Origin of the sequence: Lewinella sp. JB7 (genome assembly GCF_024297185.1) — a bacterium.
Classification (GTDB): Bacteria; Bacteroidota; Bacteroidia; order Chitinophagales; family Saprospiraceae; genus Neolewinella.
The window spans coordinates 841,273-861,990 of sequence record NZ_JANCTD010000001.1; the positions used below are offsets into that span (position 1 = coordinate 841,273).

General features: G+C 60.0%; 19 protein-coding genes. 13 read left to right on the forward strand and 6 right to left on the reverse strand.

Annotated features, from left to right (window positions below; genetic code table 11):
* Positions 1 to 98: 98 nt before the first annotated feature.
* From NMA52_RS03090 to queG, 5 genes are all read left to right on the forward strand, one after another.
* Positions 99 to 965, forward strand: coding sequence for a sterol desaturase family protein (locus tag NMA52_RS03090; protein ID WP_254826172.1), 867 nt, complete (start codon positions 99 to 101; stop codon positions 963 to 965).
* 53 nt (positions 966 to 1,018) lie between these two features.
* Positions 1,019 to 3,031, forward strand: coding sequence for a thioredoxin domain-containing protein (locus NMA52_RS03095; RefSeq protein WP_254826173.1), 2,013 nt, complete (start codon positions 1,019 to 1,021; stop codon positions 3,029 to 3,031).
* A gap of 6 nt (positions 3,032 to 3,037) precedes the next feature.
* Entirely contained in the window at positions 3,038 to 4,009 is a 972-nt protein-coding gene (locus NMA52_RS03100) for a PorP/SprF family type IX secretion system membrane protein (RefSeq protein WP_254826174.1), read from the forward strand.
* A gap of 151 nt (positions 4,010 to 4,160) precedes the next feature.
* On the forward strand, positions 4,161 to 5,393 hold the full coding sequence (locus tag NMA52_RS03105) for an SUMF1/EgtB/PvdO family nonheme iron enzyme (protein WP_254826175.1): 1,233 nt from the start codon (positions 4,161 to 4,163) through the stop codon (positions 5,391 to 5,393).
* A 65-nt stretch (positions 5,394 to 5,458) separates the two neighbouring features.
* On the forward strand, positions 5,459 to 6,382 hold the full coding sequence (queG, locus tag NMA52_RS03110) for a tRNA epoxyqueuosine(34) reductase QueG (RefSeq protein WP_254826176.1): 924 nt from the start codon (positions 5,459 to 5,461) through the stop codon (positions 6,380 to 6,382).
* On the opposite strand, the gene lspA is transcribed toward queG, so the two are convergent.
* A complete protein-coding gene (gene lspA / locus NMA52_RS03115; protein WP_254826177.1) occupies positions 6,377 to 6,904 on the reverse strand; it encodes a signal peptidase II in 528 nt (175 codons plus the stop codon). The genes queG and lspA overlap by 6 nt on opposite strands.
* 28 nt (positions 6,905 to 6,932) lie before the next feature.
* The gene (locus tag NMA52_RS03120) at positions 6,933 to 8,276 is read right to left on the reverse strand and encodes a TlpA disulfide reductase family protein (RefSeq protein ID WP_254826178.1); all 1,344 of its coding nucleotides are present in this window, start codon (positions 8,274 to 8,276) and stop codon (positions 6,933 to 6,935) included.
* A gap of 149 nt (positions 8,277 to 8,425) precedes the next feature.
* On the opposite strand from NMA52_RS03120, the gene NMA52_RS03125 reads away from it, so the two are divergent.
* Entirely contained in the window at positions 8,426 to 8,911 is a 486-nt protein-coding gene (locus NMA52_RS03125; protein WP_254826179.1) for a hypothetical protein, read from the forward strand.
* A gap of 3 nt (positions 8,912 to 8,914) precedes the next feature.
* On the forward strand, positions 8,915 to 10,051 hold the full coding sequence (locus NMA52_RS03130; protein WP_254826180.1) for a glycosyltransferase: 1,137 nt from the start codon (positions 8,915 to 8,917) through the stop codon (positions 10,049 to 10,051).
* On the opposite strand, the gene NMA52_RS03135 is transcribed toward NMA52_RS03130, so the two are convergent.
* From NMA52_RS03135 to tsaD, 3 genes are all read right to left on the reverse strand, one after another.
* Positions 10,048 to 10,536, reverse strand: a complete 489-nt coding sequence (locus NMA52_RS03135; RefSeq protein WP_254826181.1) for a thioredoxin family protein — start codon at positions 10,534 to 10,536, stop codon at positions 10,048 to 10,050. The two genes, NMA52_RS03130 and NMA52_RS03135, sit on opposite strands and share 4 nt — an antisense overlap.
* 1 nt (position 10,537) lies before the next feature.
* Positions 10,538 to 12,844 carry a TonB-dependent receptor gene (locus NMA52_RS03140; RefSeq protein WP_254826182.1) on the reverse strand — a complete coding sequence of 769 codons (2,307 nt, stop codon included), beginning with the start codon at positions 12,842 to 12,844 and terminating at the stop codon, positions 10,538 to 10,540.
* A 114-nt stretch (positions 12,845 to 12,958) separates the two neighbouring features.
* On the reverse strand, positions 12,959 to 13,951 hold the full coding sequence (tsaD, locus tag NMA52_RS03145) for a tRNA (adenosine(37)-N6)-threonylcarbamoyltransferase complex transferase subunit TsaD (protein WP_254826183.1): 993 nt from the start codon (positions 13,949 to 13,951) through the stop codon (positions 12,959 to 12,961).
* A gap of 185 nt (positions 13,952 to 14,136) precedes the next feature.
* Between tsaD and NMA52_RS03150 the strand changes: the two genes are divergently transcribed.
* The 5 genes from NMA52_RS03150 (at position 14,137) to NMA52_RS03170 (ending at position 18,513) form a co-directional block, all read left to right on the forward strand.
* The gene (locus tag NMA52_RS03150; protein ID WP_254826184.1) at positions 14,137 to 14,718 is read left to right on the forward strand and encodes a hypothetical protein; all 582 of its coding nucleotides are present in this window, start codon (positions 14,137 to 14,139) and stop codon (positions 14,716 to 14,718) included.
* Complete coding sequence (locus NMA52_RS03155; RefSeq protein ID WP_256534083.1) at positions 14,709 to 15,557, forward strand: DUF3822 family protein; 849 nt, start codon at positions 14,709 to 14,711, stop codon at positions 15,555 to 15,557. Before NMA52_RS03150 ends, NMA52_RS03155 begins: the two co-directional genes overlap by 10 nt.
* A gap of 19 nt (positions 15,558 to 15,576) precedes the next feature.
* A complete protein-coding gene (locus NMA52_RS03160; RefSeq protein ID WP_254826186.1) occupies positions 15,577 to 16,119 on the forward strand; it encodes an RsmD family RNA methyltransferase in 543 nt (180 codons plus the stop codon).
* 51 nt (positions 16,120 to 16,170) lie between these two features.
* Positions 16,171 to 16,866: an outer membrane beta-barrel protein gene (locus NMA52_RS03165; RefSeq protein ID WP_254826187.1), complete on the forward strand. Its 696-nt coding sequence runs from the start codon at positions 16,171 to 16,173 to the stop codon at positions 16,864 to 16,866.
* A gap of 120 nt (positions 16,867 to 16,986) precedes the next feature.
* A complete protein-coding gene (locus tag NMA52_RS03170; protein ID WP_254826188.1) occupies positions 16,987 to 18,513 on the forward strand; it encodes a GH3 auxin-responsive promoter family protein in 1,527 nt (508 codons plus the stop codon).
* Between the two features lie 256 nt (positions 18,514 to 18,769).
* On the opposite strand, the gene NMA52_RS03175 is transcribed toward NMA52_RS03170, so the two are convergent.
* Positions 18,770 to 20,269, reverse strand: a complete 1,500-nt coding sequence (locus tag NMA52_RS03175) for a Na+/H+ antiporter NhaC family protein (protein WP_254826189.1) — start codon at positions 20,267 to 20,269, stop codon at positions 18,770 to 18,772.
* Between the two features lie 169 nt (positions 20,270 to 20,438).
* Here NMA52_RS03175 and NMA52_RS03180 point away from each other — a divergent pair, with 169 nt between their 5' ends.
* Positions 20,439 to 20,717: a hypothetical protein gene (locus tag NMA52_RS03180; RefSeq protein WP_254826190.1), complete on the forward strand. Its 279-nt coding sequence runs from the start codon at positions 20,439 to 20,441 to the stop codon at positions 20,715 to 20,717.
* Position 20,718: the final 1 nt, after the last annotated feature.

A 20,718-nucleotide genomic window follows, 5' to 3' on the forward strand; every position in this document is an offset into this window, starting at 1 on the left:
TTCGCGGTCAGAGACCGCTTTGTACTTCGCGGCCGGAGGCCGCATTGTACTACGGCGGGTGGAGAAAACATCCGCGGGGCCGGCCGCATTCAGACGGTATGCCTAAACTGAAATTTTTCTTCCCCTGGTTCGACCGTCGGGCCTTCCCCGTGCTGGCCGGCGTGGTAGCGGGGCTGTACTTGCTGGAAGAGGTGCTGGTCCTGCGCGAGCAGCGACAGTCAAAACTGAAGCGCTCCCTGGTGAATACGGCGGTGGCCGCCACCGGTTTTGCCGTGGTACGGGCGGCCCTGCTGCCGGCGATGGTGTGGGCGGGCGAACTGACCGACCGCCGACGTTTCGGTCTGGTGCGCTGGCTGGGACTGCCGCGACCGGCACGGTATGCCCTGAGTTTTCTGTTGCTGGACTACACTAACTACCTCTGGCACGTGCTCACCCACCGCGTGCCGCTGCTCTTTCGCATGCACCGGGTGCACCACAGTGATCTGGATATGGACGTCACCACCGGTTTCCGCTTTCACCTCGGGGAGCAGGTGTTCTCAATCTTCTTCCGCGGGGGCATGATCGCCCTCATCGGCGCGCCGGCCCGCCTGGTGCTCCTGTACGAAGCCGTTTTCGAGGGCTGTACGGCTTTCCACCACAGTAACCTGCGCCTGCCCGACGCCGTGGATCGCGGCCTCTCACAACTGATGATTACACCCCGACTTCACGGCATTCACCACAGCATCGTAAAGGAAGAGTTCAACTCCAACTTCGGGGTGGTTTTCCCCTTCTGGGACGCGATCCACGGTACCCGTCGCACGGACGTGCCCCAGGAAGCGATCACCATCGGCTTGCCCCCCTACCGCAATGCCGCCAGCCTCACCGTAAAGCGGTTGCACGAAATGCCGCTGGAGCCGATCCGCCCCTGGGAATTACCGGACGGAAGCGTACCCCGCCGGACGGTGCCGTCCGCGCAGGGGAGATAAGGGGTGAGCGAACTCCGAACAGCCCCTTCGCTTATACTACTAAAGCACCGCCGATGAACCGTCTCCAATACGAAACCTCCCCCTATCTCCTGCAACACGCCGGTAACCCGGTCGACTGGTATCCCTGGGGCGACGAGGCGCTGGAGCGAGCCCGACGGGAAGACAAGCCCATCCTGGTCAGTATCGGATATTCCACCTGCCACTGGTGCCACGTCATGGAGCGGGAAAGTTTCGAGGTCGAGGCTACGGCGCGGGTGATGAACGAGCATTTCGTGTGCATCAAGGTCGACCGGGAGGAGCGACCCGACGTGGATCAGGTGTATATGGACGCCTGCCAGGCCATCACCGGCGGGGGAGGGTGGCCGCTGAACGCCTTCCTGCTTCCGGACGCCCGCCCCTTCTACGCCGGCACCTACTACCCCCCGGAACGGAAGTACAACCGACCCTCGTGGACCGAACTCCTGCTGCATTTCGCTAAGCTTTTTCGGGAGGACCGGGGCAGCCTGGAAGAACAGGCCAGTAATCTGATCCAAAACATCAGCAGCGGCGGCGACCGCTTACTCGGCATCGAACGCGAGGACGGCGGGGGAGTGACCGCCATGATGGAAAACTTGCGCAAAAACTATGACGGCGCCCGCGGCGGCTTCGGCGGGGCGCCCAAGTTCCCTATGAGCCAGGCGCTCGAACTCCTGCTCGCCAACGGTATCCTCTCCGGGAACAATAACGACGTTTACCAGGCCGGCCACGCGATGCGGGCCATGCTGGCCGGGGGGATCTACGACCAGATCGGCGGGGGCTTCAGCCGCTATACCGTCGACGCCCACTGGCGGGTACCTCACTTCGAGAAGATGCTCTACGACAACGCCCTGTTGCTGCGGCTATTGGGCAAGTTGCAGCTCGTCACGCCGGATCCCCGCTACCTGCAGGCTATTGAGGAAACTACCGACTGGTTGGAACGCGAAATGTCCCTCTCCGACGGGGGCTACCGGGCGGCCCTCGACGCGGACAGCGAAGGGGTGGAGGGGAAGTACTACGTCTGGCAGTACGACGAACTCCGTAGCCTGCTACCGCCCGAAGATGCCGAACTGGTCGCGGACTTCTACGGCATCACCCCCGCGGGGAACTGGGAGGAGGAACGGACGAACATCCCTTACCGCCCCGGGCCGCTACCCGTCGTGACCGATCTGCCCGTCGATGTCGCGACCGCCAAGATCGCTAACGCCCGCCGTATCCTGGCCGACGCCCGCCGCATGCGTATTCCCCCTGGGGCCGACGATAAACTCATATTGCAGTGGAATGCCCTTTTGGTCTCCGGCTGGACCTGGTGCTACCGGGCTACCCGCGACGATCGCTACCTCACGCTGGCTACTGCCTTGTATCGTAGTCTCGGGGAGCAGCTCCACAACGAAGGACGGTGGTATCGCAACCGGACTTCCGGCAAACTCGGCGCGCCCGCCTTCCTCGACGATTACGCTGCCCTGGCCACCGCTGCCCTGGACCTGAGCGAGGTCACCTTCGAGCTGGATTACGCGCTCCGCGATGCCCGCGCGCTGGTGGATCTGGTACTCGACAACTTCTCCGACGATGCGGACCGCATGTTCTACCTCCGGCCACCTACCGAGAGTGAATTGCCCGTAGTGACGAAGGACTACTACGACAATGCCCTGCCGAGCGGCAATTCCCAGATGGCGCACAATCTGTACCGCCTTGGCCGACTTACGGGGGAGGAGCGCTACGAGCGCCGCGCCGCGAAAATGATCGGCGACATGGCCGGAGCCATCGAACGGTACCCCACCAGTTTCGCCGGCTGGGGGCTCACGGCCCTGTTACTAAATACCGATACCCGCGAACTCGTCATCACCGGAAGCGGGGCACGTGACGCCGCCCGTGAATTCTTGTCGGACTACCGACCCGGCTTACTGATCGTCGCGTCCGGGGCGCCCCGGGAAGACCTTCCCCTGCTCGCGAATCGCTACCTTACTGAACTTCGCTACTTTGTGTGCGAGAACCAGACCTGCCGCGTCCCGGTTGATAACAGCGACGCGGCACGCCAACTTTTGAACTGATCGTCCATGATCCGAAAATTACTTCCGGCCCTTATGTTGCTCCTGTTGTGCGGGACCGCGGGAGCGCAGCAATTCGCCCAGTACAGTCTGTACTGGTTGGATCCGGTGCAGTTCAATCCCGCCTACGCCGGCCTAGACAATAGCCTGAGCGTCACGGGCACCTACCGCACCCAGTGGGCGGGCCTGGACGGCCAGCCCAGCGGACAGCGGATCAGCGCCCACCTGCCGGTATACTTTCTCAGCAGCGGATTCGGCGTGGAAGCCGAGCGCGACGATATCGGGGCTCGCCAGCTCAACCGCTTCGGCGTCACCTGGAACTATCAACTCGTGCGAGCCAATGCCGTATGGTCGGTGGGGCTTTCCGGGCGGTATCTGCAAATGAGCCTGAATGGGGCGCAACTGCGCACTCCGGAGGGCGACTATTCCGAGCCGGGCTTCATCATTCACAACGACGATTTGCTGCCCACGGGTAACGAGGGGGCGGGAACCTTTACGGTCACCGCCGGCGTGTACTACCAGGCGGAACGGATCGAGGGGGGCTTGTCGGTGCGCAATCTTTCCGAGGGCGTACTGTCGTTTCCCGGACTGGATTACCAACTCGGCCGGCAGTACCACGGATATTTACGCGCCCGTTTCGATCTTTTGCGCGCCTGGGAGGTTTCTCCCATGGTCTTCGCCGTTAGCGACGGCACCCAGCATCAGTTGAGTTTTGGTGGTATCGCCCGTTACAATGAGAATGTTTTTGCCGGCCTAGCCTACCGGGGTTACAATAATCAGACCTCGGACGCGATTGTACTAATGGCCGGTCTGAATCTTTCCGACAAGATTTCCCTGGCCTATGCTTACGATCTCACCGTTTCCGAATTGCGCAGCGTGCAGGACGGTAGCCACGAGATCACCCTCAATTACAACCTCCGGCAACGGATCGGCGCGGGGGTGCCGCCGCCCATCATTTTTAACCCACGGACCAAACAATGATCCTCATTTGTCGCCCCGCCGCGATTTTGCCTGACGATCTGTTAAACTTTGTTCCACGGCTGCTGCTACGATACTAACCATGTTTTTACCTTCGTTTCCCCCACAACTATCCGCTCCATTGAAAATTCAGAGGACAATTCCGGTCTCGCGTATGAAAACTGTTCTACAAACACTCTTCGCCGTCTCCGTACTGGCCATTGCGCTGTCCAGTTGCGGCGGTAGTAGGGAAACCGGCGAGCTCGTCGGCGATCTCGATCGCCCCACCTGGAAAGGCGTCCAGCCCTACGGGATGGTCTACGTTCCGGCGGGTACCGTCCACATCGGCAACAACGACCAGGACATCACGGGCACCTTCATTCAACGTCCCAAATCCGTCACCATCAACGGATTCTACATGGACGATACGGAGATCTCCAACAACGAATACCGCCAGTTCATGAACTGGGTACGGGACTCCATCGCCCACGTACTGCTCGGCGACGTCGACGAAAACGGTAACATCGACTGGGAGCTCCCCATCGACTACACCGACGAGACGCTCTCCGAACTCTACCTCGAAGAGTACTACGCCGGCAAAAAGCAGGTCAACACCAACCTTTACGAGTACACCTACTCCGAAGTAGACTGGACGGAGGCCGCCATGGCCCGCCCCCGCGGCGTGGACGGACAGGGCATCACCGACTACATCACCGAAAAAACGGTCAACGTCTACCCCGACACGCTCGTTTGGGTACGCGACTTTGCCTACGCCTACAACGAACCCATGGCCCGGGTATACTTCAGCCACCCGGCCTATGACAACTACCCGGTCGTCGGTATCGACTGGCACATGGCCCGCGCCTTTAGTTTCTGGCGCACGACCCTCTGGAACACCTACAACGAGGAAGCCCTCATCGAGAACTTCCGCCTCCCCACGGAGTACGAGTTCGAGTACGCCGCCCGCGGCGGTAAGGAAAATGCTCCCTTCCCCTGGGGCGGTCCCTACGCCCGCAACAGCAAGGGATGTCTGCTGGCCAACTTCAAACCCGGTCGCGGTAATTACGCCGACGACGGCGGTTCCTACACCGTCCCCGTCGACGCCTACTACCCCAACGATTACGGCCTGTACAATATGGCCGGCAACGTCGCCGAATGGACCATCACGGCCTTCCAGGAGAACGCTACCAGCTTCATTCACGACTTCAACCCCGACATCCGCTACAACGCGAAGGACGACGACCCGATCTCCTACAAGCGCAAGGTCATCCGCGGCGGTAGCTGGAAGGACATCAGCTTCTACCTCCAGAACGGCACCCGCACCTACGAATACCAGGACACCACGAAGTCCTACATTGGCTTCCGCAACGTCATGTCGTTCACCGGTCGCTCCATCAACGACTTCTAGGCGGCTGAAATCCCGCTAACTTAACGGCCGCTCCCCATCCCGGGGGCGGCCGTTTTGCATTTGCCATGAATCCTACCCAACTCGCTACTCACATCAAGCAAACGGCCCGCGCACTCGGGTTCGCCTACGTGGGCATCGCGCGCGCGGAACGTATGGAACCCGAAGAGCGACGCCTGGAAGCCTGGCTCAATGCCGGCCACCACGGCACCATGCGGTGGATGGAAAACCACTTTGACAAACGCGTAGACCCGACCAAGCTGGTGCCCGGTGCCCGCTCCGTCGTCTCCCTGCTCTATAATTACTTTCCGGAGGACGATACCCCCAGCCGGGAAGCCCCGAAACTGGCCCGCTACGCGTACGGGGAAGATTACCACCGGGTGGTGCGCGGCAAACTACGTGAGTTGGTGGACCGGTTGGAGGAACAGTTGGGCGCCCCCATCGACGGGCGCGTGTTCGTTGACAGCGCCCCCGTACTGGAGCGCGACTGGGCCGCCCGGGCCGGTACCGGATGGACGGGTAAAAACACCCTCTTACTCAATCCTAAAGCCGGCAGCTACTTCTTTCTGGCCGAGCTGATCTCCGATCTTGATCCCGCCCCCGATAGCCGCATCCGCGACCACTGCGGCACGTGTACCCGCTGTATCGATGCCTGCCCCACGGAGGCCATCAGCCCGGAAGGCTACATCGTCGACAGCAGCAAGTGCATCAGTTACCTCACGATCGAGTTGCGGGAAGCGATTCCGGAAGAGTTTGCCGGTCGGATGGAAGGGTGGGCCTTCGGCTGTGATATTTGTCAGGAGGTATGCCCCTGGAACCGCTTTAGCCAACCCCACGAGGAACCCGCCTTCGCGCCCCACCCGGAACTGCCGGGAATGGGCGAACGGGAGTGGCGGGAAATGACGGAAGAGGTGTTCCGGCGCGTGTTCCGCAAGTCGGCCGTCAAACGGACCAAGTTCAGCGGACTGCGCCGCAACATCGATTTCCTATAGCGAGGAGGTCTCTTCCTCCGGAGCGTGTACTACTTCGGTCTTCTGGGGGCGCAGAGCGAAGGGCAACATGATGAACATACCGGCCATGATGGCCATATCGGCGACGTTGAAGATGCCGGTTTGCAGACCGAAAGCTTTGAGGTGCAGCATATCCACTACGTGACCGTACAGCAGGCGGTCCACGATATTACTCAGCCCACCGCCCACGATCAGGGCCAGGGCTACTACTTGCCAGCGGTTGAGCAGTTTCTCCCGGAAAATGTAGTACAGTAGAGCCACTAACAGCAGGGCCGGAAAGAGATTGAGCAGCAGGGGACGCCAGAAATCGTTCAGTCCCGAACCGATGCTTAGGAAGGCCCCGGTGTTGTGCACGTGCGTAAGCCGCAGAACGTTTCCGAAAAAAAACTGGTCGGGCTCCCCCTGCAGGTGGACGGTCGCCAGATACTTCGTCCACTGATCCAGGCCCACCGAAATCACGATGACGGTAAGTACGACCCACAGCCGTGATTTAAAAGTCTTCATCCGCACAAAGTTAATTGCTGGCCGGGTTTTACTTGCCCGTAAGGACTTCGGCGACCTTACGCTCCAGGTCCGCACCGCGCAGGTTACGGGCTAAGATGTTGCCGTCCCGGTCGAGCAGGACGGTCTGGGGAATACTCGTTACGCCGTACAGTCGACCGTACTCGCTCTGCCATCCGCGCAAGTCGGAAACGTGCAGCCAGGACAGCTTGTCCGCGGCGATCGCCGCTTCCCACCGGTCTTTCCGATCGTCGAGGCTCACGCCCAAAATCTCGAAGCCCAGATCCTTGTACTTATTGTACATCCGCACGACGTTGGGGTTTTCCCGACGGCAGGGGCCGCACCAGCTGGCCCAAAAATCGAGCAGTACGACCTTGCCGCGCAGACTTTCCAGACTGATGGGCTCTCCCTCGGGGGATTCGGCGGTGAATAGAGGGGCCGGCTCACCGATGGCAAAACTCGGCAGGGCAGCCGACTGCTGACGCAGTTGCGCGACCGGTCCGGGGTAGGTGTCCGCATACTCCTTGATCACGCTATCGGCGATCCGCAGGGCAGCCGGGTGTTGTTTGGGCAGCAGGGCGGCCAGAGCACCGCTACGGGAGAGGAAGCGGGCCCGGCTCGCGGCGGGGAAGCGACCGGTCTGTTCCAGCAGCACGTCCGCCAGCTGATCCGCGGGGATAATCTGCAGGATGTTACCCGTAAAGTTGCGGTAACCTTCGTAGGTCCAGGCCAGATCGTCAAACCCCCGGTCGTCATAGTCGACGAACTGGAAATAGGTAGCGAGGTAGTGGTCGAGCTGACTGGGGTAAGCCCCTGGTTCGGCCGAATAATGGCTTAGGTAAGTGTTCAGGCTGGCGATCCGTCCGAGAATAGGGAAGCTTTGCTTGAGCTCCGCGACCAGTTGCCGTTTCTCTTCGTCGAGTTCGCCCATGGCCACCCTTCCCTCCTGATTGACCCGTTCGTTGCGGATCACTTCGATGTCCTGGACCAGTGTGGAGTACAGTTCATTATGCCGGTCGAAGGTCGTCTTAAGTTCGGCGTATGCGGTATTGACCGGACTGCCATGCACGGAGGCCTGCCGCAGTTGCTGGCAGTCACCCGATATGGTCAGGGTATCGCCGGCGGACAGGATAACGGGCAGGGCGTTGCCGGGGGAGTCGCCCAGGTAACGAAAGACGGGTTCCGTCACCGGGAGCTCCAGGCGGTAGCGGCCCTCCTCTCCCGTCAGCGAAGCCACGACCTCGAAGCCGAATCCCGTAAAGGCATACAGTTGGGGGGCGCGCTCGCAACCGTTCACTTCGGCGGTTAGGGTCGCGGTCGTCTGTGCGCACAGCGTAAGGGAAAACAGCAGCGATAGGACGGCGGTACACTTCATCTCACGAATTTACGGATTCCGCCCGCGATTCCCCGACCATCGCCCGGCGGGGGGTGCCGTTTGCCGATGAAACGACGGTATCCGACGAAATTGGCCTACCCCAAACGCTGCCGGGCCAACCCCACAAGCAAATGGACTGTTTACCCCGTATGGCATCTTTCCGCTCCCCCTTCGAACGTTCTCCCCTGGCCACGATCGGCGGCATCATCATTTCGTTGGTGGTCCTGTACGTCATGTTCTCCATTGTCGGCTGGGTGGTTTCTCTGCTCTATAAGTTTTCCTGGTTGATCCTGATCGCCGCTCTCATCATCGATTACAAGGTGGTGCTGGGTTTTTTCCGGGCACTGCAGGGCCTGTTTAAGCGCAACGCCATTTACGGCCTGGTCGCCTCGGCCCTCACGATCATCTTTTATCCTTTCGTCTTTCTGTACTTTCTGGGCATGGCCCTGTTCAAGAAAAAGGTCCGGGAAGCCCGCCGGGAAGCCGACGTTCGCCGGAACGGACAGTGGGTCGACTACGAGGAACTCCCCGACAAGCCGGTCGATCTGGATACCCACTACGAGGAGTTGCCGCCCCCGCCGCCGCCCCAACCCCGCCGCCGCGACGAACCCGGGTACGACGAATACTTTAAGTAAGTTTTGCCCTGGTTAGCGGCCGTCCCGCTCCTGATTTCCCTGGCCTACGTTTGCTGGCAGTACTACAACTATGCGTGCTGGCTACGGACCTCTTCGGCAACCCCGCAAGCCGTCCCGCCACCCCTGCCCACCGTGGCCATCGTCGTGCCCTTCCGTAATGAAGCCGCCCGCCTGCCCGATCTGGTCAAGGATTTGCTGGCGCAAGACTATCCCCCCGATCGCTTCGAGATCATTCTGGTGGACGACTTTTCTACCGACGGCGGGGCCGCAGGTGCCCTGTTTTCCCACGAAAAGCTAACTCTCCTTCGGCTGGCCGACGATCCACCTTCCCCCGGGACCGTTGCCTTCAAGAAGGCCGCACTGGGCATGGGAATCTCGCGGACCACCGCCGAAGTGATCGTCACTACGGACGCCGATTGTCGCTGGCCGCGCGAGACACTGACCCTATTGGGACGTGCCTTCGGCCAGGGTAGCGATGTCGTGTTAGGGCCGGTGTTCGTATCTCCCGTTTACGACCTGGGTACCGCCTTTCAGGCCCTGGACCTGGCGGGTTTTCAACTCTTCACGGCCGCTACGATCGCGGCCGATTCCCCCGCCCTGGCGAACGGAGCGCACTTCGCCTTTCGCCGCGCAGCCTTCGAACGGGTGGGGGGCTACGCGGGGGTCGATCACCTGCCGTCGGGGGACGATGTTTTGCTGTTGCACAAGTTCGCGCACGACGAGTCACTAAAGATCGCGGTCGTAACGGACCCCGCCGGACTGGTCACGACCGCCCCGGTGCGGGGTTGGCGGGCACTCTGGTGGCAGCGCCTCCGGTGGGCGGGGAAAGCCGGCAATTATACCAGTCCGGCCCTTAATCTGGCGCAGGTCCTGGCCTTCCTTACCTCGCTGGGGATTGTCGGGGCGTTGGTCGTCGGACTATTCTCTCCAGTCTTTCTACTGGCCGGCATCACCGCCTGGTCCTTGAAGGGGCTTGTCGATTTCGTCCTGTTGCGATCCGTGTGCCGGCACTACGGTCACGAAGAGTTGATGCGATGGTACCTGCCGGTACAGTTGATCTATCCGGTTTATCTGGTAGCTGTCGGCAGTGCGGCGGTACTCGGCATTAAGGCCGGCTGGAAGGATCGACCACCCGCCTAGGGGCTCAGAATTTTTAGTAATTGATCGGTGCTCAGGTACTGAAAATAGCGATCCGTAGCGGTGAACTCATCGTCGAAGAGAACAATGGCGGGCAGGGAGAAGGGTTTGTCCTGCCGTCCGGCCAGGAGCAGGGGGATCTGGTGGACGGGATTTACCCGCCCGAGGCGTTCGTTCACGTACATCCGACCGCCGAATACGATGGTATCGGGAGATTCGACGTTCATTCGTACGGCGTAGTAGCGCTCGTTCAGGAGCCGCACGACCCGGGGATCGCGGTAGGCCCTTTTGTCCATTCGCAGGCAGGCCGCACACCAATCGGCGTAAAAATCCACCAGCACCGGCCGGGCTTCTTCCGCGAGGGCAAGTTCGAGGGCCGGGAAGTCGAGCCAGCGTACGGCTGGTTCTGCGGTCTGCGCGGTGAGGTTCGCGGAGTGGATGACCACGCCCATGAGAATAGCAAATAGTAGGGATAACCGGCGGGCCATCTTACAGGGATTTGAGCCGCAGCCCGACGTACAGGGTGCGCGGCAGGCCCGGTCCGTAAATAAAGTTGCTGTCGCGATTCTTACCGGTATCGAAGTTTTGTTGGTAGGCGTCGAATAGGTTCTTCACCCCGCCGAAGACTTCCAGACCGGCTCCCCGGCGTTCGGCCCGGAAAGTCCGCGCTAGGCGCAGCCCTAGATCGGTAAAGGTGGGGGAGTCGAAGTATTCGTCAGTAGACTGTCCGGTGCCCTCCCCGGCGAAGTGTACCAGCTGCATGGTTCCGGTATGGACGAGATTGGCCGAAAGGCTCCAGTCGGCCGTCGGGGTGTAAGTCAGCGTGGCGTAGCCGTACTGATTGGGAGTGCGTAGGAATGCGCGGCGGGCCGGGAGACCGGCGATGTTTTCCACCGCCTCGTCGAAGCGACTGGATTGAACGGTGTAGCCGGCATCGATCTGGACCAGGTAATCGAAATTCGCCCGGGTTTCGAGGCTGATTCCCCGCACCGTGGCACCCGCGCCGTTTCGTTTTTCGAATCGTTCGCCGAAGGCATCCCGACCGAGCGGGAACTGGTAGAAGGCATCCCGCAGCCGGGTGTAGAATCCTTCGAGGGTGAAGCCGGCGATGAAGTGCTCCGTCGCCCGATCGTAATTCACCGAAGCCGTATAACTGTGGGAGCGCTCTTCCCGGAGCTCTTCGGCCAGGGAGATGCGCGATACGCCCCCGCCGGCGAAGGCAATGTGCAGATCCGTGTCGAAGGCCTGCGGTGCCCGGAACCCGGTACCCCAGCCCAGCCGGAACTGAGTGGTTTCACCGGCTTTATAGAGGGCCGACAGGCGCGGGCTCCAGATAGCGTGGTCGACCATCCGGTGCTTATCTATCCGGAAGCCCGCCAGCAGGGCGAGCCGGGGACTGATGTCCCAGTCATGCTGCAGGAACACGCCGAGATTAGTGGTGGTCTGATCAATGAGGTAGTTGTACGCCGGAATTTCGTCGAAAACATCGTCGTACACGTACTCGGCGCCGAGGGTAAGTACGGCCTTGCCCCCCAGGAAGTCAGGAAATCCGTTATTGAATTGCAGCCCTCCCTGGTGGGTGGTGACGACGGAGGTGCCGTAGGGTGGGGTAGCGCGAAAATCGCGTAGCTCATCTTCCGTGTCGGGTTGAATGCCGGTGTAGTGATCGCGCGCGGTGCGCTGTCCGCCGTAGTACAAAATCAATGCATTGCGATCATCGTTGAAATCGACCCGGTAGTCGAGGCTGCCCATCATAACCCGGTGCGTCCGTTCCTCGGCCTGGCGGGTGAGGTGAGCGGGGCGATCCACCATTTCGCCGCCGTAGCGGTACTCGTGTAAATAGCTCAGGCTAGCTTCCAGCTTCTGGTTTTCGGTGGGGAGGTAGAACAGATTGGTGCCCACCGCCGAGTTCTTCAGTGCCGGCAGCTCTGAAAAGTTATCGCCGTTAGCGTCGTAGGTTTCCCGATTTCGTTGGTTTACGAAAACGTTGGCTCCCGCGTTCCCGCCGCTATTAACGACCGTGGCGTTGCCGGAAAGGATGCGGTCGTTCGTACGTCCATCGATCGACTGAAAGGTGCCCGAAAGACTGTAATCGTTGCGGACGGGCACCCGCGTAATTACGTTGACCGTACCCCCGATGGCGCTGGATCCGTACAGGGCCGAAACGCCCCCCCGCACGACCTCGATGCGCTCGATCATGTTGACGGGGATCTGCTCCATACCGTAGAGTCCGGTGAGGGGGCTGAATATCGGACGGCCGTTGATCAATATCTGGGAATAACCGCCCTGCAGACCGTTCATGCGCAGCTGGGTGTAGTTGCAGGTCTGGCAATCCGTCTCGACCCGTAAGCCGGGCTGGAAGCTGAGTCCGTCAGAGAGGGTCATGGCCGCGGTACGATCGAGTTGTTTGCGGTCTACCAGACTGACGATGACGGGGGCGTCCAGGCGTCGCTTGGCGGTACGGGTAGCGGTGACCACCACTTCATTGAGGGCCGACATATTCTCCGCCAGTTCGATCTCCAGGTTCGTCGAAATGCCCGCCGTCACCTCCACCTCCCCCCGGTAGGGAGAGTAGCCGATCATGCGCACCTCCAACCGGTGGATGCCCGTGGGAATGTCGGTTAGCAGAAACTGACCGTCGGCGTCGGCGATTTGTCCGCGATCGAGGTCCGGTAAACGTACCGTCGCGAAGGGTAAGCCCTGGTGGTCCGACTGCACCACGCCCCCCAGATTCCCCGTCTGGGCGGAAAGGATGCAGCTTCCGGTAATAGCGAGGAAGAATAATAGGTAGTTCATAGCGCCGCGCTTTGGCCGAACCAACGCAGTTCGATGCACAAAAGTAAATAAGTTAGACTAAACTAACAAATTTTATAAAGCAGTCTTTCCTCTTCCCGTAGTGGGGAGTTAGGATTAAAAGCGGGCGGCGGGGGCCACGGACTGGTCGGCGAAGTATCCGAGTTCGTACTTGAAGGTGGCGGTGACGCCGATCATGGCGGCGTTATCGGTACAGTATTCGGGGCGGGGCACGAAGGTCTGCCAGCCCCGGGCGCGCCCTTCCTCCGCGAGGCGGCGGCGTAATTCTCCGTTGGCCGAGACGCCTCCGGCCAGTGCGACCTGGTGGAGTCCGGTTTGCTCGGCGGCGGCGATCAATTTATTCATCAGGGTGGTGACGATGGCATCCTGGACGGCGGCGCAGATGTCGTTTAGGTGATTACGGACGTAGTCGGGGTCCTCCTTTACCTTCTTCTGGAGGGTGTACAGGATACTCGTTTTGAGGCCACTAAAGCTGAAGTCGAGCGCTCCCGGATCGGGTTGGGCGAAACTGAGGGTAGGGGTACCCAGACCGGCCAGGCGATCGAGTTCGGGGCCGGCGGGGTAGGGTAGACCGAGAAGTTTACCGGATTTATCGAAGGCTTCGCCGGCGGCATCGTCGATGGTACGACCGATGATCTCCTGCTCCAGCGGGGAGCGGACGACGACCAGTTGGGTGTGTCCGCCGGAAACCGTCATGCACAGAAAGGGAAATTCCGGTTTGGGATCTTCGGCGAAGTGGGCCAGCACGTGGGCCTGCATATGGTCAACTTCGATGAGCGGAATATTCCGGGCCAGGGCGAAGGCCTTGGCGAAACTTACCCCGACCATAAGGGAGCCGATCAGTCCCGGCCCGCGGGTGAAGGCCACTGCGTCCACCTGATCCGCGCTGACGGATGCGCGCCGCAGGGCGACTTCAACGGTAGGTACGATGTTGCGTTGGTGGGCCCGGCTGGCGAATTCCGGGACGACGCCCCCGTATTCGACGTGAATCTCCTGGGCGGCCGTGACGTTGCTCAGGACCCGCCCGTCGCGCACGACCGCGGCGGAGGTATCATCACAACTGGACTCGATGGCGAGGATGGTGGGCATAAGGGCGAGCAAAAGTAGGGGAGATAAAAGAAAGCGGGGTGGCCCCGCACCAAAAGCCGGCGGCGGTGCATCCTATGGTGGCAATTCGGGCTAACGGAATGCGTGGAGGGAAACGTATATTTATCCCCGGCCGTTTCGGGGTCCAAAGGAAAATGTTTTATACTTGCACAAATTAACTGCTCACGATGCGTAAATTATTTAGTCTGGCCTTTCTGGTTCTGGCCTTCGTCCTGGCCTTCCTGCTGTACCGCAGTATTGAGGAACCCATCACCTTCGCCGACGAGCGCGCCGTAAGGGAGGATGCCGTGGCGGACCAGTTAAAGGTGATCCGGACCACGCAGGAGATGTACCGTGATATTACCGGCATGTTTGCCCCCAATTTCGATACCCTCAAGCAGGTCCTCCGCAACGAGGATTTTATGGAAGTCCGCATCGTTGGTGATCCGGATGATCCCGATTTCGACCCCACCAGTGCCTACGATACCCTGTATTCGCCTGCCATCGACAGCGTTAATGCCCTGGGCATCGACCTGGACCGGCTGGAGTACGTTCCCTTCACCGATAACAAGGTATTTGACATTGCCGCCGACACGATCGACTACCAGTCGACCAAAGTGCCCGTGGTACAGGTGGGCATCGCCCGTAAGGAATTCATGGATCGCTTCGCCGACGAGCGGTTTAAGCGCTACGACCAGCGGTACGACCCCAACGCTCCCCTTAAATTTGGCGATCTGAGCAAACCCAGCCTGTCCGGGAATTGGGAATAAGCAATTACGATATAACCTCGGCGGCGTTCCGCACGGACCGCACGCAAGATTACGAACTGTCCATCCTTACGGGGATGGACAGTTTTGCGTATATCATCCGGGATCGTAACGAGAACAGACTCGTAGCTTACCGCTCCTATGCCTTCAGCGGAGAGGAGCGGCGGGACTGGGCCGCGGCCTTCGACCGACTGGTGGCCGCCGACGGAAAGCTCAACGGCACCCGCTACGGCAAGGTCACCCTGGCGTGGGACACTCCCGTACTGGATCTCGTGCCCGCTCCCCTCTTCAACGAAGCGCACTGCCGCACGTACCTGGAACAACTGACCGTGGTCGGTCTGGAGGACGAAGTGCGTCATGAGCCCCTGCACGAGCTCAATACCGAACTCATCTATTCCGCGCGCCGCGATCACCTGGCCGCGGCCGAGCGGCGGCTGAGTACCGGGGGCAGCCAGCATTTCGCGGGAAGCTTGCTAACCGCCTGGGCGGCCCGGTCGCGGCGTCTCGGGCACCAGGCCATATCCTGTGCGGTGCGGGGGCAGCGGCTATTCGTGGCCGGGCACCACAACGGCGCGCTTGAATTCTACAATACCTTCACCTACGGAAGTGCGCAGGACGGTATTTACTTTCTGCTGCTGGCCTACGATCAGTGCAGCTGGACGCCGGATCGCATCCCCTTATACCTCTGCGGGGAAGTAACCACCGAGGGGGAGCTGTATAGTCAGGTCTATCAGTACGTGGAGGATATTCGCTTTAGTGAATACGCGGCTCCTCCGGCGACGCCCCCGGAGTTAGCGAAGCTTCCGGCTCATCTTTACTTCGATTTGCTTTGTCTGGGTTAGACCGCCAAAACCACCTACCATGCGCATCATCTCCGGAAAGTTTAAAGGGCGTCGCTTTAGTCCGCCCGCGGATAACTGGCCTACCCGTCCGACGACCGACTATGCGAAGGAAGGATTGTTCAATCTCCTCAATAACCGGCTGTACTTCGAAGATCTGCGGGTGCTCGATCTGTTCGGCGGGACGGGCAGTCACGATTACGAGTTTATCTCCCGAGGCTGCTGCGACGTGACTTACGTAGATAAGCATCCACCGGCGGTTGCCTTCGTCAAGAAAACCGTAGCGACTTTGGGCGTGGAAGACTGCATCCAGATCTTCCGTCTGGACGTGTTCAAATTTCTGGAACGACCCGTGAGTGAGCCATACGACTACATCTTCGCCGGTCCGCCCTATCCATTGCCGAATATACCCGAACTGCCGGATCTGGTATTCGGTGCGGGATTGATCGCGCCGGAGGGACTCTTCGTACTCGAGCATAATCCCCACCACGATTTTACCGGCGACGACCGGTGTACGGAAGTCCGCAAGTACGGAAAGACCATTTTTAGCTTCTTCCAGACGTAGGACGTCGCAATTTGTCACGGCCCGCTTCGGTTGTAGGAAGAAAAAGTGACGATGCAAAAATGGCTTGCCGCGCTGTTCGTTCTTTTCTCCTGGAGTCTTTCCGCTCAGACGCTGGAACGGAGTTTTGGGTTGGAGCTGAGTCCGCAGCTCAGCGAAAGCCGAATATCCGGCACCAATAGCGCTACCTTTTCCCAACTCGAACGGCTGGATAGCTTGGAACACGGCGGATTCGGCTACGGCATCGGGCTGCTGTATGAGTCGCGCATCGACCGGATCGGGTACACTACCGGGCTACGGTACACCCGGGCGGGATACGCCACGTTGGAACAGGCCGCGGCGGGCGGGAGCAATACCTTTAGCGATGAAATAGCCGCGCATTACCTGGCCATTCCCTTCGACCTAAACTTCTACCAGGACGTGACGGAGGACGATCGGGTGCTCTTCGTACTCGGAGTTGCCGTGCAGTATCATCTGGGCACCCGTACGGAACGGACCACCTTCACCAACGGGGCTGCCTCCGACCCGGAAGTACTGTCCAACGACGACATAGACTACCGGCCCCTGATCACCTCCCTTACGACGGGTATAGGCTACGACCGCAAGTTGTCGAACGACTGGGCCATTCGCTTCCAGCCCACCTTCCAGTTTTTTCTGAACGGTAACCTGCGACCGGACGCCACCACGATTGCCAATCGCAACTATTACCAGGTAGGGCTGCGAGTGGTGGTGCGGAGACTGTTTATCTAAGGGCGGCTTGCGGGGCGGCTAACGACCGATCTGAGGGTATGAGCTCGGCTGTACGCTGCGAACACCCGTGATCGGGGGGTGTTTGGTGGGAATATCCTGACAGTTTATACCCCCTCCTTTATGGCCTTCTACGGACACGTGATCAAAGCGTTAATTCAGACCAAGCATACCCTCTTACCCCACGAACCGAACGATCCGGCCACCGCCCAGGAAGATCAACTGCGGAATCTCCTGGAAACGGCAAAGGACACCGCCTTCGGGAAGTACTACAATTTCGCGCGTATTCTCGACGCCGAGGACATTCGGGAAACTTACCGCAAGGAGGTGCCCATTTTCGACTATCACACCATGAACGAGGAGTGGTGGAAGAAGCAACGCCACGATCCCGACATTACCTGGCCCGGGCGTCCCGGGTTCTTTGCCCTAAGCAGCGGCACGACCGGCAAGAAGAGTAAGCGAATTCCGGTGACCGACGAAATGCTGGAATGTACCCAGCGGGTAGGGCGGGCCCAGGCCGAGTGTCTGGCCAATTTTGATCTGCCGGCCGAACTCTTCGAAAAGGACATTCTGATGCTGACCAGCTCGGCGGACCTGAACGAGAAAGATGGCTGGCTGGAGGGAGAGATCAGCGGAATCAACGTGAGCAACCTGCCCGAATTTATGGAGGGGGTGTACAAGCCTGGTTTGGAGATCGCCCAAATTGCCGACTGGGACGAACGGGTACAGCGCATTGCCGAGGAGGCGCCGAAGTGGGATGTAGGTGCCCTAGCCGGAATTCCCTCCTGGATGGTGATGATGCTGCGCAAAGTCATCGAGCACAATAAGCTGAAGAACATCCATGAGATCTGGCCTAATCTGTCGATCTACACCACGGGCGGCGTAGCCTTCGAGCCCTATAGGCAGACCTTCGAGGCTTTGCTGGACCATCCGATCACCATCATGGATACCTATCTGGCCAGCGAGGGCTTTTTCGCCTTCAACGCCCGCCCGGGCACTATGGCCATGGAACTGGCCCTGGACCACGGTATGTATTTCGAGTTCATCCCCCACGACGAACGGGGCTTTGACGAGACAGGCACCATGCTTAAAAAACCGCTGGTGCTGGATTTTCGGGACGTAGAGGAGAATGTGGACTACGCGCTGCTCGTGTCCACCCCCGCCGGTGCCTGGCGCTACATGATTGGTGACACCATCAAGTTCGTGGATAAGGAGAAGATGGAGATCGTGATTACCGGTCGCACGAAGTACTTCCTGAACGTGGTCGGCAGTCAACTCTCCGAGGAGAAGCTGAATAAAGCGATCGGGGTGCTGAACGAAAAAACCGGCGCTACGGTCAAGGAATTTACCGTCGGGGCATTGAAGCGAGAAGAGGATGGTGAGTATGTGCACCAGTGGGTGCTCGGACTGGAATCCGGTGAGCTTGACGCGGAAACCGCTAAGCAGGAACTCGACGCTCACCTGCAGGAAGTCAACAAGAACTATGCCGTCGCCCGTAAGAAGGCGCTGAAGGACATCCGGGTACGGGTGGAATCGGCGGATCGCCTGTACGCTTTCCTGGAACAGACGAAGAAGAAGGGTGGGCAGATCAAGTTTCCGAAGGTGATGCCGGAGGAAAAACTCCGCGAATTGCTGGCCTTCCTGGGCTGACCCCGTTGGACGGTGCGACACCGTCCAACGGCTATAGCGGTCCGACGGCTATAGCGGTCGGACCGGTGTCACCCGGATCCGGGTGGGGCCCGTGGATCGCCAGTACGCATTCCCGAAACGGACCAAGGAGAGGGGCGGAAAAACTAAATTTCCGAAGGTGATGCCGGAGGAAAAACTCCGCGAATTGCTGGCCTTCCTGGGCTGACCCCGTTGGACGGTGCGACACCGTCCAACGGCTATAGCGGTCCAACCGCTATCACACCAAACCCAGGATCAGATACAGGGCAGCCGCCACCCCCCCGGCCAGGCCCGCATACGGCAACTGCGTCTTGACGTGGTCGATGTGGTCGGTAGCGGAAGCCAGGCTCGAAAGGATGGTGGTGTCCGATATTGGAGAGCAATGGTCGCCGAAGACGCCCCCGCCCAGTACCGCCGCGATGGCCATGAGAACGTTCGCGTCCATCTCCCGGGCCATGGGAACGGCAATCGGGATCATGATCGCGAAGGTGCCCCAGCTGGTCCCCGTGCTGAAGGCAATGAAGCAAGTGACCACGAACACGAGGAAGGGCACCAGACCCGGAGAGAGCCACCCCCGGGCAAGCTCCGAAACGTAGATGCCGGTCTCCAACTGCTTACAGAGCGCGCCGATGGCAAAGGCCAGCAACATGAGGAGGGCCAGGGGGATGAGTCCGGCGATGCCCTTTAGCACCAGGTCCACCGATTCGCGAATGCCGAAGATGCCCTGAGCCTTGTAGATGACCATCGATACCAGTATGGAGATGGTCACCGCCGTAAGGACCGCCGTAGACCCACTTCCGCTGCCAATGGACTGAAAGATCATGGCTCCCGTTGATACGTCGGCTCCCGCGTTCCCGCCCAGAATTTCCCGCGCATCGGCCCAGCCCGTATAGGCCAACATGAACGGCATGCAGATGACCATGACCACGATGGGCACCACCATGTTGAATGCCCGGGGCCGGATGCCCTCCTTAGCTTCCACGCTGGTGAGGGATTCGTCGACCACCGGCTGGGCACCCTCGTTCAGGAATTTACCGGACCGGGCCCGTTGTTCGGCCTTTTTCATGGGACCCCACTCCACTCCGGTGAGTACCACGATGGGCACGAGCACCAGTGCGGCGAAGGCGTAGAAGTTATAGCCCAACGCCCGGAGCATGGTGCCGAAGGGATTGGCGAAACCCTCCGCGGCCAGCAGCGTCATGATGAACGCGCCCCAACCGTTGAAGGGAATGAGGATGGAACTGGGGGCCGAGGAGGAGTCGGCGATGTAGGCTAGCTTTTCGCGACTGAGACCGAGCTTGTCGAAGATCGGACGGTAGAGGGTGCCGACGGTAAGTACGCTGATGCTTGACTCCACGAAGACCAGCAGTCCGGTCAGCCAGGCCAACAACTGCACGACGATGCGGCTGGAACCGTCCCTACGTTCTTCGTAGGCGCGCAGGCGACGATCGATACTGGCGATGAAGCCATTAACGCCCCCGCTCCGCTGCATGAACACGATGAGCGCCCCCACGAGCGCGCAGAACATGATTGTCCGGGTATTGCCGGCATCGGCGAAGACGTCCACCAGGCCCTGCAGGGTATCCAGGAAACCCAGCCACGGGTTGCCCCCCGCCAGGATCACGTAGCCGAGAAAGATGCCGACCAGGAGGGAAATAAAGACCTGCCGGGTCAGGATAGCCAGTATAATGGCAATAACGGGGGGGAGAAGAGTAAGAAATCCGAGTTGTTCGGCCATACGAAGCGTGGACAGGGGGTGAGAAAGTGCCGCGGGGCGCGGGGGCGGCTCCGGAACAAGGTAGCATTTTGCCCGTCGACGCCACACTCCCGCGCGTTGACCAGGGGCGGAGCGAATAAACATTTACCGGTTGGTGGGCGGTTAAAAGGAGGAAACAACCTCCACCAGCATGGCAAAGACGATAAAAACTATTGACCACAACCTCATTCGGGCCTTTGCTAACGCACGCAACGGGCTTCCGGCCATCGTCGATCAGGTGGAGGACGGCTACAACAGCCAGCCGCTGCGCATTCACTTCGACGAAATTGACAACGACGACGACTTCGACCTCAACCCCGTAAGCTGGGAAGTCTTTTTCGTGGAAATGCAGAACCGCGAACTGGCCCTGGCCTACGAAGAGGACGGCGATGATCCCTACTACTACGAGTTCGTGCCCGCCAACGCCTGAT